The sequence below is a fragment of the Accumulibacter sp. genome (assembly GCF_036625275.1).
Lineage (GTDB): Bacteria > Pseudomonadota > Gammaproteobacteria > Burkholderiales > Rhodocyclaceae > Accumulibacter.
The window spans coordinates 1-15,896 of the sequence record NZ_JAZKUD010000089.1 but is presented as its reverse complement, the minus strand read 5'-3'; the positions used below and the strand labels follow the sequence as shown (position 1 = coordinate 15,896).

Genomic DNA, 15,896 nt, shown 5'->3' with positions numbered 1-15,896 from the left:
GAAATGCGGTAGACCAAGGCCAAACGGTTAGCCAAAACATGTATTACGCATACTTAGGACCAGGCGGGCGCTAGTCGTCTGGTCGTGCCGAACGTGATGCGAAAGTGAAAAATTCACAGCCTCTGAGACAGTATCGGCCATCTGCCTGTGCCACGGCCTGGGATGACCAAGGAGAAACGATGACCGAAATCATGCAGCGTATCTGGTCCTACTTCTGGCTGCCTGAAACCAAGTACGTGATCGCTGCTGTCGCCACCTGTGCGTTGCTGTCGCTGCGCCTGCTGCCCAAGGAACGCCGGCGGATCGGCGGAACGGTGGCGGTATTCGGGCTCTGCCTTTGCGGGCAACTCTTCGGGGCCTTGCTTGAAGCACTCGACTATTCACGCCTTGCCGTGATGGTGCATGAGATCTTCGTCATCGGATCGGGGATGGCACTGTTTCGCCTGATGGCGATCTTCGTCTTTCGGGTCATCCTGCCGCACTTTGGCATGGTCGTCGTGCGTATCGCCGAGGATATCATTGTGCTCGTGGTCTACGCCGCTTTCATTCTGGGGCGGCTGCATCTCGTCGGATTCGACCCGTCGAGTCTGCTGACCACTTCAGCGGTAATCACCGCCGTCCTGGCTTTCTCGATGCAGGATACCCTCGGCAATGTGCTTGCGGGCGTCGCCCTGCAGCTCGATAACTCGCTGCGTACCGGCGACTGGATCCGGATCGATGACATCACCGGTCGGGTTGCCCAGATCCGCTGGCGGCAAACGACGATCAGGACACGTAACGGCGACGTGGTGGTGATCCCCAACAGCCAATTGATGCGCGGCAAGTTCACCGTTTTCGGCCGCACCGACATTACCCTCTGGCCCTGGCGACGCTGGGTATGGTTCAACGTCACCTATGGATCCTCCCCGACGCTGGTGATCCAGAAGATCGAGGCGACGATCAGCTCTGCCGAAATCCCCAATGTCGCAAGGGAACCTCGTCCGACCTGCGTGCTGATGGAGTTTGGTCCGGGCTACGGGCGCTATGCACTACGCTACTGGATGCTTGACCCGCAGCCCGATGATCCCACCGACTCGGCCGTGCGGGTGCATATCTTCGCTGCCTTGCAACGCGCGGGCATGCAGTTGGCTGTGCCCGAGCAGTCTTTGCATATCACCAAGGAGAACGAGGCCTACCGGGAGTCGCTCCATCGGCGTGAAATCGAGCGACGCATGGCCGATCTGCGCAAGCTGGAACTGTTTGCCGGATTACAGGAAGAGGAACTGCGGACCATCAGCGAGCGTATGGTCCATGCGCCGTTCGCCTGCGGCGACGTGATCTTTCATCAGGGCGACGCGCCACATTGGCTGTACCTGCTGGCCGCTGGCGAAGCCGAGGTGTGGATGGATTTTCCCGACCATTCCAGGCGCCTGTTCCGTACCATTCATGCTGGCGGCACCTTCGGCGAGAAGGGTGTGTTGACCGGTGAGGCCCGCCGCGCTTCGGTCATCGCCAGGACTGACGTGGTCTGCTACCGGCTGGACCAGGCCACGGTTGAAGAAGTCATCCGCTCACGCCCGGAAATCGCCGAAGCGGTTGCCGAAATTCTCGCACGTCGTGAGGCCGAGATGGACACATTCGTCCGCCAGTTCAGCAACGCTTCCAGCGATCACGCAGTGTCTCAACCGAAGGCCGGCATGCTCGCCATGATCAAGAATTTTCTTGGGCTGTGAGGCGCGATTCCGCAAGGTGGCCAGCCGGGGGACGATATCGAATGGTCGAATCACGCGTAGTCCACGCTGACATTGTCGCTCCCCAGCCATTCGCGAACCGCCGTCAGCAGGTCATCTTCGAGGCGAACCCGGTTGGCGTCGCCGAAAGCCAGTTCGCAGGTCGCGTTCCCGTTTCGATACGCCAGCCGTACCGGGCAATCGCCGGGAGTGTAAGGCGCCAGCAGGGTTTGCAGACGGTGCACAGCGGTGCGCGCGTTGCTGCCGCTGGCCTGGCCATTGAGTGACAGGCGCAGATGACGGGCAAAACGACCGCGCGCTTCGGCGAGCGTCAACAGGTGTTCGGCAACGATTTTGACGCGGCCTTCGCCAGCGAAGTCATCGCGCTGGACACGGCCTTCGATGATCAGCACCTCGTCTTCCCGGATCTTGGCACGTTCGGCTTCGAGCAGTTCGTTGAACACCGAGACTTCGAGTGAGCTGGTGCCGTCGTCGAGCTGGATGAAGACCATCTTGCCGCGTGCCGTGAATTTGCTGCGGACGCCGACCACCAGGCCAGCGAGCCATTGCGGTTCCTTCCGCGCTTCGAGCGCGGCCAGTGGCTTGCGCACGAAGCGCGATACCTCGGCCTGAACGCCATGAAAAGGATGGCCGGAGAAGTAGAAACCAAGCGCCAGCTTCTCTTCATTGAGCTGCTGTCGCTCGCTCCAGCGTGGTACTTCGACATACTTCGGGCCAAGTTCGTCACCCTGCCCGCCGGCGTCGAAAAGGTCGAACAGGCTGACCTGCATGGCGTTGCGCTCGGCCTGTTCGGCGGCTTCCATGGCGATGCCGACCGAAGCCAGCAGGCGCGCGCGATGCCTGTCGAGCGAATCGAAACCGCCAGCACGAATCAGGGCTTCGATGGTGCGGCGGTTGACCAGGCGTTTGTCGGCACGTCGACAGAAATCGAACAGATCCTTGAACGGACCACCGGCCTCGCGCACCTTCAGGATTGCGTTCACCGCCTGTTCGCCGGTTCCCTTGATGGCGCCGAGACCGTAACGAATCGTGCTGCGGTCCACCGGCATGAAGCGGTATTCGGAGGCATTCACATCCGGCCCGAGGATGCGCAGGCCATTGGCGACGGCGTCGTCGTGAACGATCTTCACCGTGTCGGTGACGTCCATGTCCGACGACAGCGTAGCCGCCATGAAGGCGGCGCAATGGTGTGCCTTGAGCCAGGCGGTGTGGTAGGTGACGACGGCGTAGGCGGCAGTGTGCGACTTGTTGAAGCCGTACTCGGCGAATTTCTCCATCAGGTCGAAAAGCTGCATCGCCAGCTTTTCGTCGTAACCCTTTTTCCTCGCCCCTTCGCGCATCAGGTCGCGGTGCAGGGCCATCTCTTCGGCTTTCTTCTTGCCCATCGCACGCCGCAACAGATCGGCGGCGCCAAGCGTATAGCCGCCGATGATCTGCGCAATCTGCATCACCTGTTCCTGATAGACGATGACCCCGTAGGTGGGTTCGAGGCAGACCTTCAGCTCATCGATGTAATAGTCGATCTTCTGCTGGCCCTTCTTGCGCAGGATGAAGTCGTCGACCATTCCGGAACCGAGCGGTCCCGGCCGGTACAGCGCGAGCACCGCGATGATGTCCTCGAAGCGATCGGGCGCGAGCTTCCGGACCAGTTTCTTCATGCCCTCCGATTCAACCTGGAAAATTGCGGTGGTATTGCCGTCCTTGAGAATCTGGTAGGCGAGCGGATCGTCGAAGGAAAGCGCGCTCAGATCGGGACGCTGGCCGCTGAGTTTCTCGACGTAGTCGAGCGCCAGTTTGATGATTGTCAGGTTGCGCAGACCCAGAAAGTCGAACTTCACCAGCCCGACCTTCTCGACATCGTCCTTGTCGTACTGGGAAACCACCGAACCGCCACCGTCGGCCGAATAGACCGGGCAGAAGTCGGTGAGTTTGCCGGGCGCAATCAGCACACCACCGGCGTGCATGCCGACATTGCGCGTCAGATCTTCAAGGCGGGCGGCCAGATCGAAGAGATCACGGACCTCTTCCTCGTCGTCGATCCTGGCCTTCAATTGCGGTTCGGCGGCGATTGCCTTGGCCAGCGACAGCGGCTTGTTGGTCTCGACCGGAATGAGTTTGGCAAGCTGGTCGCAGAAGTTGTACGGCAGATCGAGAACGCGGCCAACGTCACGAATCACCGCTTTCGACGACATGGTGCCAAAAGTGACGATCTGCGAGACTGCTGCTGCCCCGTACTTCCGGCGCACGTACTCGATCACCCGCCAGCGGTTGTCCTGACAGAAGTCGATGTCGAAGTCGGGCATCGATACCCGCTCGGGGTTGAGAAAACGTTCGAAGAGCAGCGCGTAGCGCAAGGGATCAAGATCTGTAATTCCCAACGCGTAGGCGACGACCGAACCCGCGCCCGACCCGCGGCCCGGCCCCACCGGACAGCCGTTGTGCTTGGCCCAGTTGATGAAATCGGCGACGATCAGGAAGTAGCCGGGGAATCCCATCTGTACGATGGTATCGGTTTCGAGCTGCAGGCGAGCGTCATAGGGCGGGCGCTCTGCGAGACGTTCGGCCGAGTCAGGAAAAAGCTGCTGCAGGCGAAGCTCCAGGCCGGCAACAGCCTCCTGGCGGAGATAATCGTCGAGCGTCACGCCGTCCGGGGTCGGGAAAGCAGGCAGGTAACTCTTGCCGAGCGTGATCTGTAGATTGCAGCGTTTGGCGATCTCCACCGAGTTCCCGAGTGCTTCGGGAAGGTCCGCAAACAGCTCGACCATTTCGCCAGCCGACTTGAAGTACTGCTCTTCGGTGTACCACCTTGGGCGGCGCGGATCACCGAGCATATAGCCCTCGGCAATGCACACTCTTGCTTCGTGCGCTTTGAAGTCGCCACGTTCAAGAAACTGGACCGGGTGCGTGGCAACCAGCGGCAGTTCGAGATCAGCCGCCAGATCGGCGGTCATGGCGACCAGCAACTCCTGCTGCGCCTGGCCATAGCGCTGTACTTCAAGGTAGAAAGCCGCCGGGAACAATTGCTCCCAGTGGCGCGCGCGACTTGCAGCCTGTTGATAATTGCCCTGCAACAGCGCTTCGCCAACGTCGCCGGCAGCCGCACCTGAGAGAGCGATCAGTCCATCGACGCCAATTTCCTGCAACATCCGGCGCGTGATTTCGGCCCGCCCACGTACTCGCGGCGCCAGGTAGGCACGCGACAGCAGCTCGCACAGTTGCCGATAGCCCTGCTGCGAGCGACAGAACAGCAACAGACGATAGGGACGATCCGGATCGCTGTCATTGGCAATCCAGACATCGCTGCCAAGTAGCGGTTTGATCCCTCGGCTGCGCGCCGACGAATAGAACTTGACCAGACCGAAGACATTGGCAAGATCAGTCAGCGCCAGTGCCGGCATCCCGTAGCGGGCAGCACGGCCAACCGCATCGTCAAGACGGACGATGCCATCGGTGATCGAATACTCGCTATGCAGGCGGAGGTGGATGAACGGGCTCTCGGGCATCCCGGCATTTTACCCCGAGGTGGAACAGCCAACGCGATCATCTCAGGCAGGAGGGTAGATATGGAATGGTTGTGCAGACTGGGGGCGGATGTACCGCCCGAGTGAATTCTGACACAGCACGATTCGTCACTTTAATGAGAAAGTCGCGTCAGCGACTCAAGAATCTCCTCTTTCCACCCGCGGGAGAAGGATGAGGAGGGGGAAATGATCATGACTTTCGTGATCGAGGGGATATGGAAAAGTCATGGCCGTTAATGTGAAAGTCGCGTATGCGACTCACGAATCTCCCCTCCCCCCTCGCGGGGGAGGGGTTGGGGGAGAGGGAAACGGTCATGACTTTCATGATCGGGAGTGCCTGGAAAAGTCATGACCGTTAGCGTAGCATTGAACTCGCCAATCTCTTCCCCGATCAGGGGCTTGATCTTTATTCTTACTCACCAACCGCAGCGAACGCATATTCCATGACAGACATCCTCTCTGGCCAGATTAATCTGGTCGGCCTCTTCGACCCCGGCGCAGCTCCGATGCTGATCAGCTCGCTGACCCTGCGGGGCGATGATGTCGCCCGCAACGCTGATACCCTTTGCGCGGTAATGGGTTCCCCTTCGTTCAGAGACGGGGGCATCATCGGCACTTCACTACGGGCAGGATTTTCCGCAGAACTTCTGCAGGCCTGGCGCGAGGTCGGTGTGGAGGTGGTCGCACGCATCAGAGGATCCTACGCATTGGTGATTGTCGATGGCGCGCGCGGATGTGTTTTCCTGGCCGTTGACCGGTTCGCGACCGAGACGCTGTGTTATCGCACCGACGGCAAGACACTGGCTTTTTCCGACCGCGCCGACTGTGTTCCGGGGCGCAGCGACGAACTGGATCCGCAGGCAATCTTCGACTACCTGTACTTCCACATGATCCCGGCACCGCGCACAATATTCAGTGATGTGCGCCGGTTGCCGGCAGCGCATAGCGTACTGCTCGATCGGCAAGGCGTGCATGAAGCACGTCACTGGCCCTTGCTGTTCGACGAGCACCGCCGGCAAGCTTTCGCCGATGCACGCGACACATTCCGCAATCTGATTCGCGAAAACGTCGCTGCAGCAGTCGCCGGCCACCAGCGCGTCGGCAGCTTCCTCTCCGGGGGCACCGATAGCTCGACGGTAGCAGGCGTACTCTGCCAGGTGACAGGCAGGCCAACACCCGCCTATTCGATCGGCTTCGACGCCGAGGGCTATGACGAAATGGCCTATGCCCGCATCGCCGCCAAGCACTTTGGCTGTGAGCACCATGAATACTATGTCACGCCGGCTGATTTGCTGGCCAGCATGCCAGCGGTCGCGCAGCATTTCGATCAACCCTTCGGTAATTCCTCGGCTCTGCCAGCCTATTACTGCGCCAGAATCGCGCGCGCCGATGGCTGCACGAAGATTCTCGCGGGGGATGGCGGCGACGAACTGTTCGGGGGTAATTCGCGCTACGCGATGCAGCGCTTGTTCGAGTTCTATCATGCCGTTCCGAAGGGTGTGCGGCGCCTGATCGAGCCCATGTGCAACGACCACAGTCCGTTGCGGCGGATACCAGGCCTCAAGCAAGCCACCGGGTATGTCCGTCATTCCCGCGTGCCGATGCCGGATCGCTTGCAGAGCTTCAACCTGATCATGCAGCTTGATCCGGCCAGTGTATTAAGTGCGGATTTTCTCGCCCGGATTGACCTCAGTGAGCCATCGAAACACATGCAGTCCACCTGGAACGAATGCCAGGCACCGAGCCTGATCAATCGAATGCTGGCTTACGACTGGCGCTACACGCTGGCCGACAGTGACCTTCCCAAGGTGCGTGGCGCCACTCGAATGGCTGGCATCGAAGTCGGCTATCCATTGCTGGCCGATACATTGACCGATTTCTCGATGGCCTTGCCGCCTGACTGGAAACTTCGCCGCCTCAAGCTGCGCTGGTTCTTCAAGGAAGCACTGCGAGGCTTCCTGCCCGACGCGATCATCACCAAGAAGAAAAAAGGTTTCGGACTGCCTTTTGGCATCTGGACGACACGCACGCCGGCCTTGAGGCAACTCGTCGAGGATTCGCTCAGCACGCTCGCGACACGCGGTATCATACGCGCCGACTTCATTCGGAAACTGATGAGCGAATATCTGCCCGCACACCCCGGCTACTACGGGGAGATGGCGTGGATCCTGACGATGTTTGAGCAGTGGCTTCGGCACCAGGAAACATGATGATGGTTAAATGACTATCTGCGATAGCTGCCGATCATGAAGACCTTGGGAACATGTCTAATGATCAAGGACAGGGCGATGACACCTTGCAGTCGGATTGATTAAGCGGTCAGCAAAAAGTCTTCCGACATTCCAGCGGCCATACGGGCAGCAATTCCGTCGTGTGAATGTCGGAGAACTTATCCGAAGACCGCTTAGTAACCTCCTTATAAAACAGGGAATTGGAAATATGAAAAATATGAGCCCTGGTGTAATCGTCAGCAGATGGCGAATGCTGTGTCGTCTGACGGTTTTCTGGCTAATGCTGTGGGCACTTTTCGCCAATGTGGCCGCAACGGAAATAATCCCGGAATCCGCCGATTACCCGAACATTGTCTTGACGACCGATGATTTCAACAACCAACGCCTGGGGGCATTCGAGGAGTTCAGGGGATATCTGGCTAGAAGTTCGTGGACGTTGAAAAGCGTCGGTCCGGGGAAGAGTTCATTTACATTTCAACCGCAGATTCCTCGTCGAGGCTGGTACACCGTTTATCTCTGGTGGCCCATGACCAAAATTAATGCCGCGCAAGCCCATATACGAATTCAACATGCCGAGGGAAGCTCGACTGCGAAAGCCGATCAGACGATGGGCGGTGGACTGTGGCAACGCATCGGCACCTTTCCGTTCACTCCCGAATCGTCGTCGAGAATCGAGCTGGTCGGAAATTCGGACAAGCCAGTAGTCATTGATGCGTTGAGGTTGCAGTTCGTTGGCGAGTCTCGACCTGGTCTGCGGATCGTCACTTCGGCCCTGCCGATTGCCGTCGTCAATGAACGCTTTGACGCTGTGCTGGAGGTTGATGGCGGCATTCCCCCGGTCAAATGTCATGTTCCATTGCCAAGCGGGTTGGCTCTGGATGCTGCCCGTTTGGCGATTTCAGGAACGCCGGCCGTACCCGGGCGGTGGGACATTACCGTTTCCTGCTTCGATTCGTCTGGCGTTCACCAACAGCGTTTGCTGAGTCTCGAAATATTATCCGACAATGAGGAACGCTCGCGCGCAACCCCGGTTCTGCACAGTCTTGGTGCGAGCGGTTCCGAAATCAATGCCGCCGCTGCGCCGACGACCAGTGCAACGGCTAGCGGCCAAGCCTTGACCGAGATCAAGGCGATTATCGCATCCCTTCCCGAGGGCAACTGGGCGAAAGTCAATGCGAACAACTATTCAGACGTGTGGACCCCACCGGATCTGCGTCCGATTGGCGCACAATATCCCAGCGCGATCATCGGTGCCTGGAGCAGTTTCGACTGGGATACGAATCGGGCCGACTTGTGGCTCTACGGCGGCGGACACGCGAACTATTCGGGCAATGACGTCTACCGCTGGCGTGCAAGCACGATGATGTGGGAAAGGGCGTCCCTGCCGAGCCAGGTAATACAGGACCCGCTGGGCAATTACATTGCGGTGGATGGACCAGACGCGGCGCCAGCTTCTGCTCACACCTACGACAACAACATATTCCTACCCATCGTCGACCGGCTGCTGGTGCTGGGTGGAGCTGCTTGGCAAAACGGTGGGCAATACAAGCGTCAGGCCACGTCGACTACCAGCAGAAATACGGGCCCCTATTTGTTTGATCCCAATCGAGCCGACCCCGGTAAGGTGGGAGGAAGCACCGGCTCCCACGTGCAAAACACGGCACCCCATCCCGAAGTGGTCGGTGGTGAGATGTGGCAGAACCGTGACCATACGGTCAATCTCGCGAGTGCTCCACTCCCGGCAAGCCACGTGAATGGATGCACTGCCTACGCTGCGGAAAACGGGCGTGATACCGTTTACGTGGGCGCAACCTCTGGCGGTACAGCACGCAATCTGTACCGTTATGTGATCAATGATGTGACTGCTCCCGCGGCAGACACCTGGGAACGAATTGGTGGCTACTGGGGGTCGCCAACAGACTCCACATCGTGTGCATTCGACCCAGTACAAAAACTTTTCGTCGTGACTGGGAGCAACGCACTTCCTTTGTACTACTGGAACACGGCAACACCGGGCTCCAAGAACTATGAGGTTCTCATCAATCTCTCGGATACCAACGGCCAACTGCTACCATTGTTGCAAACGAATACCATCACACTCAAAAAGTGTGGTCTTGACTTTGACCCGGTGCAACGCAAGTACATGCTGTGGTGTGGAGATGGTCGCGTGTGGTCGATCAGCCCTCCTGAAACAATATCAGCCTCCGGTTGGTCTGTCTCGTTGCAGCCGACGCCAACCAGTTCCGTGCCAAACGGGGACTACGGGACCGGTATTCTTGGCAAGTGGAAGTATGCCTCCGATCTCGGTGTCTTTGTCGGATTGCAGGACAAGACCTTGGGTAACGTCTGGGTTTACAAGCCCATTAGCGGAACCAACCAATCGCCTGTCGTGAATCTCACGGCGCCGCCCAATGGCGCCACGATCGCCGCGGGCAGCAATGTCACGCTGATTGCCAATGCCGTCGATATCGATGGGACGGTGAGCAAGGTAGAATTCTTTGCAGGCGCGGAAAAGCTCAGCGAAGTTACCTCACCGCCTTATCAGTTTTTCTGGTTAAGCCCTCCTGCAGGTAGCCATATCGTGACTGCCAGAGCTACCGACAATCTTGGAAAAACAGCTGTCTCACCTCCAATCATGATCACCATGTTAGGGGTCAACCAACCTCCCATCGTCAGTCTGTCAAGTCCAGCCAATGGCACAACGATCAATGTTGGCACCTTCATCGGCATCAACGCCAACGCCTCCGATAGCGATGGTTCGATTGCCAAGGTAGAGTTCTTCGAGGGAAGCCGTAAGATCGGCGAATCCCTGTCACCCCCCTACAACGTTGCCTGGTCTGCCAGTATCGTCGGCTCTTACACGCTTTCGGCGATCGCGTATGACAACTTGGGGGCCAGCACTGCCTCCGCGCCCATTTCTGTGACTGTCAGCGCACCCCTTCCAGGGAGCACGCTCTCTCTGCAAGATGGGGTCAACGGCTACGCTGGAACGCGCGATACTTATCTTTCGGTATATTCCAAGACAACAAACCTGGGTACTCAAACGTACTTCCTGTCTGGTGGCTCGTCGTATACCAGTCTGATCCGGTTTGCGATCTTTGCTTCCGAGGGCGGCCCCATACCCGATGGGGCCGCCATCCAGTCCGCCACGCTGAGTATGTACAAGTCAACCGCGTATGATTACACCTATCGGGCTCACCGAATATTGATGGATTGGAGTGAAACGCAGGCCACATGGCAGCAACGTCTGGCCGGCACTGCATGGAGTACCGCTGGCGCAAGCCATTCCGGAAGCGATTACCTCAGTATTGCCGATGGACAGGGTAGCATTGGGTGGAATAGTGGATGGCTGAACATTGATGTCAGCGTCGGTGTACAGCAAATGGCACAAGGCCAGCCCAATTTCGGTTGGCGCCTTATCGGGGTCAGCGGCAACAACAATCTCAAACGCTTTTATACCCGAGAGTCGGCCTCCGATCCCAACCTTAGACCCAAACTCACTATCATCTACACGAGCGCACAATGATGCCTGCATCGGAAAACTCAAGGGCTTCCCCATAATTGATTCGGTGACAGAATACGAACAATCGTTGATGCGGCTGACTTGGCTTGGCTCGGATTGCGGTCTAACGGTCATGACTTTTCCAGGCACCCCCGATCATGAAAGTCATGCCCGCGTCCCTCTCCCCCGACCCCTCCCACAGCCCGCGCTGCATCGCGGGCCGGCTACGGCGGCGCGGAGCAGTGCTCCGCGAAACCCCGCCTTCGCCCCCCGCAAGTGGGGAGGGGAGATGCGTGAGTCGCTGACGCGACTTCCACATTAACTTTTTCTGGTCAGTGCTCATGAAGGGACGTCATACGTGATTGAATTACTGCGGACCATTAGGAACCGTGCTGCGATGCAGCTGCTTCATGCCGCACGGCGTTTGGCGACCGACGCCGGCTGGGCTCAGATCTGCTATGACCTGGGGGCACCAGGCATGCTTTCAGGGTTACTGGCGCTACGCGCCCGCGGCGTGTTGCTGCGATCCGTGATTGACGCCGGTGCGTGTGTTGGCGATTGGACTCGGCTATTGAGAAGGGTTTTCCCGGATGCCGAGGTATTAATGATCGAACCACAGCAGCGGCACATGGCTACCCTGGAACGGTTTTGCGGGCAGGAACGAGGAATAAGCTTCGCAAGCTCGTTGCTCGGGCCGCCAGAATTGAAAGAGACGGCATTCGTCATCCTGGACGACACTGCGGGGGGTACAGGTTCGTCGGTATTTCCGGAGAACTCCAACGTGCCGCGGCATGTCGTGACCTTGCCGGTAACAACTCTGGATGAACTGATCCAAAAGTACTCGATGCAGCCACCGGATCTGATCAAGCTGGATGTGCAAGGCTACGAACTGGAAGTGCTGAAAGGCGCGACCTCAGCGCTGGCCACCGCCGGCTTCGTGCTCATGGAAGTGAGCCTCTGGCCGTACAACCAGGGCAGTCCCTTGCTGGCCGAAGTAGTGGCCTGGATGAACGAGCATGGATTTCGTGCCTATGAGATCTTCGATATTTCTCGTCGTGGGGATGGTGTCCTGGTACAGATCGACATCCTTTTCGTTCGCAAGGACTCTGCTTTGGTCAGCAGCGAAATGACCCTCTTTGCGGTTTCGGAAAGAGGTTGAGCTGGAACCGTTCAGACGTACGTCTCCCTCAGCGGATGAAAGCCGGACAAGTGGCTGCATGGAACTTCTCCATATCCGCATCATTCACGAATAAAATCAATTGGGTTTCTCGAAATATGCTGCTCATGATCGATAATTACGACTCCTTCACCTATAATCTCGTCCAGTATTTTGGTGAGCTGGGGCAGCATGTCAGAGTTTTCCGCAACGATGCCATCTCGATTGCCGAGATTACGCGTCTCAATCCGGCCTTGCTGGTAATCTCCCCTGGCCCGTGCATGCCCGCGCAGGCCGGTATCTCTCTGGCGGTGATTCGTGAGTTTGCGGGCAAGATTCCCCTGCTCGGCGTATGCCTTGGCCATCAGGCGATCGGCGAGGCTTTCGGTGGCCGTGTCGTGCACGCCCGCCAGTTGATGCATGGCAAGGTCTCGCCGGTCAAGCACCGTGACCAGGGCGTCTTTCGTGGCCTGCCCAGTCCGCTGACCTGCACGCGCTATCATTCGCTGGCCGTTGAACGCGATACCCTGCCGGCCTGCCTGGAAATCACCGCCTGGACCGACGACGGCGAGATCATGGGCCTGCGTCACAAAACACTGGCCGTCGAGGGGGTCCAGTTCCATCCCGAATCGATCCTGACCGAGCGCGGCCACGATCTCTTGAAGAACTTCCTTGAGGAGCACGCCCAATGAAGCCCCAGGACGCACTGACACGGGTCATTGAACATCGCGAAATCTTTCACGACGAAATGGTTTCGCTGATGCGCCAGATCATGAGTGGTGAAGTCACCCCGGTGATGATTGCAGCGATTACCGTTGGTCTGCGCGTCAAGAAGGAAACGATCGGCGAAATCTCCGCTGCGGCGCAGGTCATGCGCGAGCTGTCGACCAAGGTGCAAGTCAGTGACTGCAGTCGCCTGGTCGATACCTGCGGGACCGGCGGCGACGGTGCCCAGACCTTCAACATCTCGACCGCTGCAATGTTCGTTGCAGCAGCGGCTGGCGCGCGTGTTGCCAAGCATGGCGGTCGATCGGTCTCGTCGCAGTCGGGCAGCGCCGATGTTCTTGAAGCCCTCGGCGTCAATATCAATCTTACGCCGTCACAGGTCGGACAGAGTATCGATGAGGTCGGCATCGGCTTCATGTTTGCCCCCAACCACCACAGTGCCATGAAATACGCGGCACCGGTTCGCCGCGAACTTGGCGTGCGCACGCTGTTCAACATCCTCGGCCCGCTGACCAACCCGGCCAACGCCGCCAATCAAGTGCTGGGCGTCTTTCATCCCGACCTGGTCGGCATCCAGGCCCGTGTTCTGCAGCGCCTCGGCAGTTCGCACGCCCTCGTCGTTTTCGGCCGCGAAGGTCTCGACGAAATCTCGATCTCCGGTGAAACCCTGGTCGGCGAACTGCACAACGGCCGTGTCGATGAATACACGCTTCATCCCGAGCAGTTCAACCTGCCTGTGCACGATCCGAGAGTTCTGCGCGTGGCTAACGTCGAGGAGTCCAAAGGCATGTTGCTGGCCGCACTTGAGGGCCGTGCTGGTGCCGCGCGTGACATTGTCGCCCTCAATGCCGGCGCCAGCATCTACGTCAGCGGTCTCGCCGGCACGCTTGCCGATGGCGTCGACCAAGCCTTTGAAGCCATCGCTTCAGGTGCCGCACGCGCCAGGCTCGATGACTTCGTGGCTTGCACACAACGCTTTTCGACCTGATCGCCTGCATGTCAGCGAGAAAAAACATGACCCTGCCCAGGGGGAAAAAACAGCGCGAAGGCCGCCGCGAAGATGGCCCGGCGATTTTGCCATGAGCGACATTCTCAAGCGGATTCTTGCCGTCAAACGGGACGAAGTGGCCGCCTCCCAGACTGGCACACCGCTCGCGGTGATGCGTGCCACGGCCGAAAGGCAACCCGCCACACGCGATTTTCTCGGCGCCATCCGGGATCGCCTTGCCACCGGCAAGCCGGCGGTGATCGCCGAGATCAAGAAGGCCAGCCCATCCAGGGGCGTCCTGCGCGCCGATTTTCACCCTGCCCGAATCGCTGTCAGTTATCAGCAGCATGGTGCGGCATGTCTGTCGGTACTGACTGACCGTCAGTTTTTCCAGGGGGCTCCCGCATACTTGCAGGCGGCGCGTGCAGCCTGTGGATTGCCGGTTTTACGCAAGGATTTTCTGGTTGACGCCTATCAGGTTTACGAAGCAAGGGCGATGGGCGCCGATGCGATCCTGCTCATCGCCGCGGCGCTTGATCTGCCGGCGATGCACGAACTTGAAGCCATTGCCGACAGCCTCGGCATGGCGGTGCTCGTTGAAGTGCACAACGGCCAGGAACTGGATCTCGCCCTGCAGCTTCGCACCTTGCTGATCGGCATTAACAACCGCAACCTGCACAGCTTCGAAGTCAGCCTGCAGACCACCCTTGAACTCCTGCCCTACCTCCCGGCCGACCGCCTGGTCGTCACCGAAAGCGGCATTCTCTCCAGCCGCGACGTGCAGCAGATGCGTGACCATGGCGTCAACGCCTTTCTCGTTGGCGAAGCCTGCATGCGAGCAGTCGAGCCTGGCGAAGCGCTGGCCGAATTGTTTGTCTGATGATCGCCAACGTACCAGACGACCCTGAGCGAAGCGTGCGCCTCCCGTCCGGTCCTCTCGTCCCCTCTCGGCAGCGCTGCACAATCCGCCTGCGTCCCTGCTGAGAGCGTCGTGTCGGTCGGTGACGGCGCGCACCGAGGGTTGAAGACGAGCTTGGAGGAGGATGGCTCAGCGATTGGAGCCGGTGTGTGCAGCGAACGACAGCGGGCCTGGTCTGTTACCGCCCGTCAGCGAAACAGCGACTCTACGCGCGAGCCGTGATCAGTTCGCTGCGGGTCCGGAGGGGGCACCGGCCAGCGCCTGGATAGAGATCCAGGGCCCCCACGCGGAAGGATCGAGTGCGACTGCGGCCACATGGCGCAGCCAGGCGACGAGGTCGTGGAAGGGATCGATCTGGGGCCGTTCTACGGTATGGATGCGGCTGGCTCATGAACAGGTCGCCGACCCGCGCACCGTTCAAGGTCCGATAGAACAACGCGTTCTTCCGATGCCGGATTGCCTTCTTGAGGGCCTGTTCGCAGAGATGATCCTAAATTCCTCTGTTAGCCCATTGCGGCAGCCAGACCAGGGGGAGCCAGGGCCGTGTGCCGCGGCATTTTGGCTTTGGCGGCGATGATTTTGTCGACGATGTAGCGGACCAGGGCAGGCCAGCGGGCGGCTTTCGGCAACTGAGGCGCAGTTGCCGAAACATGGTCAAGACCCTTGCGGATACTGGCGATCATCGCCTTGATCTGATCCCCCGCCGCATGGGAAAGTGTGAGCAGCAGGCGGGATTGGCCGGCGTGCTGAGTCAGTCGGGCGACACCGGCGAGCAACAGTGGACGGCTGGTGATTGCCTCCAGGCGTGCCTTTGGATGCGCCAGGCGGACATACCAACTCCACCAGTTGTAAACTAACGAGGCTCCGCCTCAGACCGACAAGTGATATTGGGGAGTTGCCGGTCTGAGGCGGAGCCTCGTTAGACTTACTGCTGTTACTGCGAACGATCGGGTCTTGTCTTTTGCCTACTCGACCCTGAATCGGCAAAAGGCAAGACCCCGACGGATCTTCCTCCACGTAGTAGACGAAACTACGCTTTAACTATCGGTTTTTGTTAAACAAATAGCCAATGCCGCGAAAGCGGCGCCTGCCTACGCGGCGAGCTTGTCGGCTTTGGGCTTGA

At 59.0% G+C, this 15,896-nt stretch carries 9 protein-coding genes; 7 read left to right on the top strand and 2 right to left on the bottom strand.

The genetic code is table 11. The features are described 5' to 3' along the window. Positions 1 to 179 precede the first annotated feature (179 nt). On the top strand, positions 180 to 1,712 hold the full coding sequence (locus V5B39_RS18660) for a mechanosensitive ion channel family protein (protein WP_332344369.1): 1,533 nt from the start codon (positions 180 to 182) through the stop codon (positions 1,710 to 1,712). A 50-nt stretch (positions 1,713 to 1,762) separates the two neighbouring features. On the opposite strand, the gene dnaE is transcribed toward V5B39_RS18660, so the two are convergent. Next, complete coding sequence (gene dnaE, locus V5B39_RS18655; protein WP_332344368.1) at positions 1,763 to 5,233, bottom strand: DNA polymerase III subunit alpha; 3,471 nt, start codon at positions 5,231 to 5,233, stop codon at positions 1,763 to 1,765. 461 nt (positions 5,234 to 5,694) lie between these two features. Here dnaE and V5B39_RS18650 point away from each other — a divergent pair, with 461 nt between their 5' ends. The 6 genes from V5B39_RS18650 to trpC all read left to right on the top strand — a co-directional run bounded on the left by V5B39_RS18650 (position 5,695) and on the right by trpC (position 14,734). Beyond that, a complete protein-coding gene (locus V5B39_RS18650; RefSeq protein WP_332344367.1) occupies positions 5,695 to 7,461 on the top strand; it encodes an asparagine synthetase B family protein in 1,767 nt (588 codons plus the stop codon). 271 nt (positions 7,462 to 7,732) lie between these two features. After that, positions 7,733 to 11,008: an Ig-like domain-containing protein gene (locus V5B39_RS18645; protein ID WP_332344366.1), complete on the top strand. Its 3,276-nt coding sequence runs from the start codon at positions 7,733 to 7,735 to the stop codon at positions 11,006 to 11,008. A gap of 334 nt (positions 11,009 to 11,342) precedes the next feature. Next, on the top strand, positions 11,343 to 12,143 hold the full coding sequence (locus V5B39_RS18640) for an FkbM family methyltransferase (protein WP_332344365.1): 801 nt from the start codon (positions 11,343 to 11,345) through the stop codon (positions 12,141 to 12,143). Between the two features lie 116 nt (positions 12,144 to 12,259). Continuing rightward, positions 12,260 to 12,832: an anthranilate synthase component II gene (locus V5B39_RS18635; protein WP_332344364.1), complete on the top strand. Its 573-nt coding sequence runs from the start codon at positions 12,260 to 12,262 to the stop codon at positions 12,830 to 12,832. Next, positions 12,829 to 13,854, top strand: coding sequence for an anthranilate phosphoribosyltransferase (gene trpD / locus V5B39_RS18630; RefSeq protein WP_332344363.1), 1,026 nt, complete (start codon positions 12,829 to 12,831; stop codon positions 13,852 to 13,854). Before V5B39_RS18635 ends, trpD begins: the two co-directional genes overlap by 4 nt. 91 nt (positions 13,855 to 13,945) lie before the next feature. Beyond that, the gene (gene trpC, locus V5B39_RS18625) at positions 13,946 to 14,734 is read left to right on the top strand and encodes an indole-3-glycerol phosphate synthase TrpC (protein WP_332344362.1); all 789 of its coding nucleotides are present in this window, start codon (positions 13,946 to 13,948) and stop codon (positions 14,732 to 14,734) included. Between the two features lie 542 nt (positions 14,735 to 15,276). Here trpC and V5B39_RS18620 read toward each other — a convergent pair. Further along, positions 15,277 to 15,549, bottom strand: a complete 273-nt coding sequence (locus V5B39_RS18620; RefSeq protein ID WP_332344361.1) for a hypothetical protein — start codon at positions 15,547 to 15,549, stop codon at positions 15,277 to 15,279. Positions 15,550 to 15,896 lie beyond the last annotated feature (347 nt).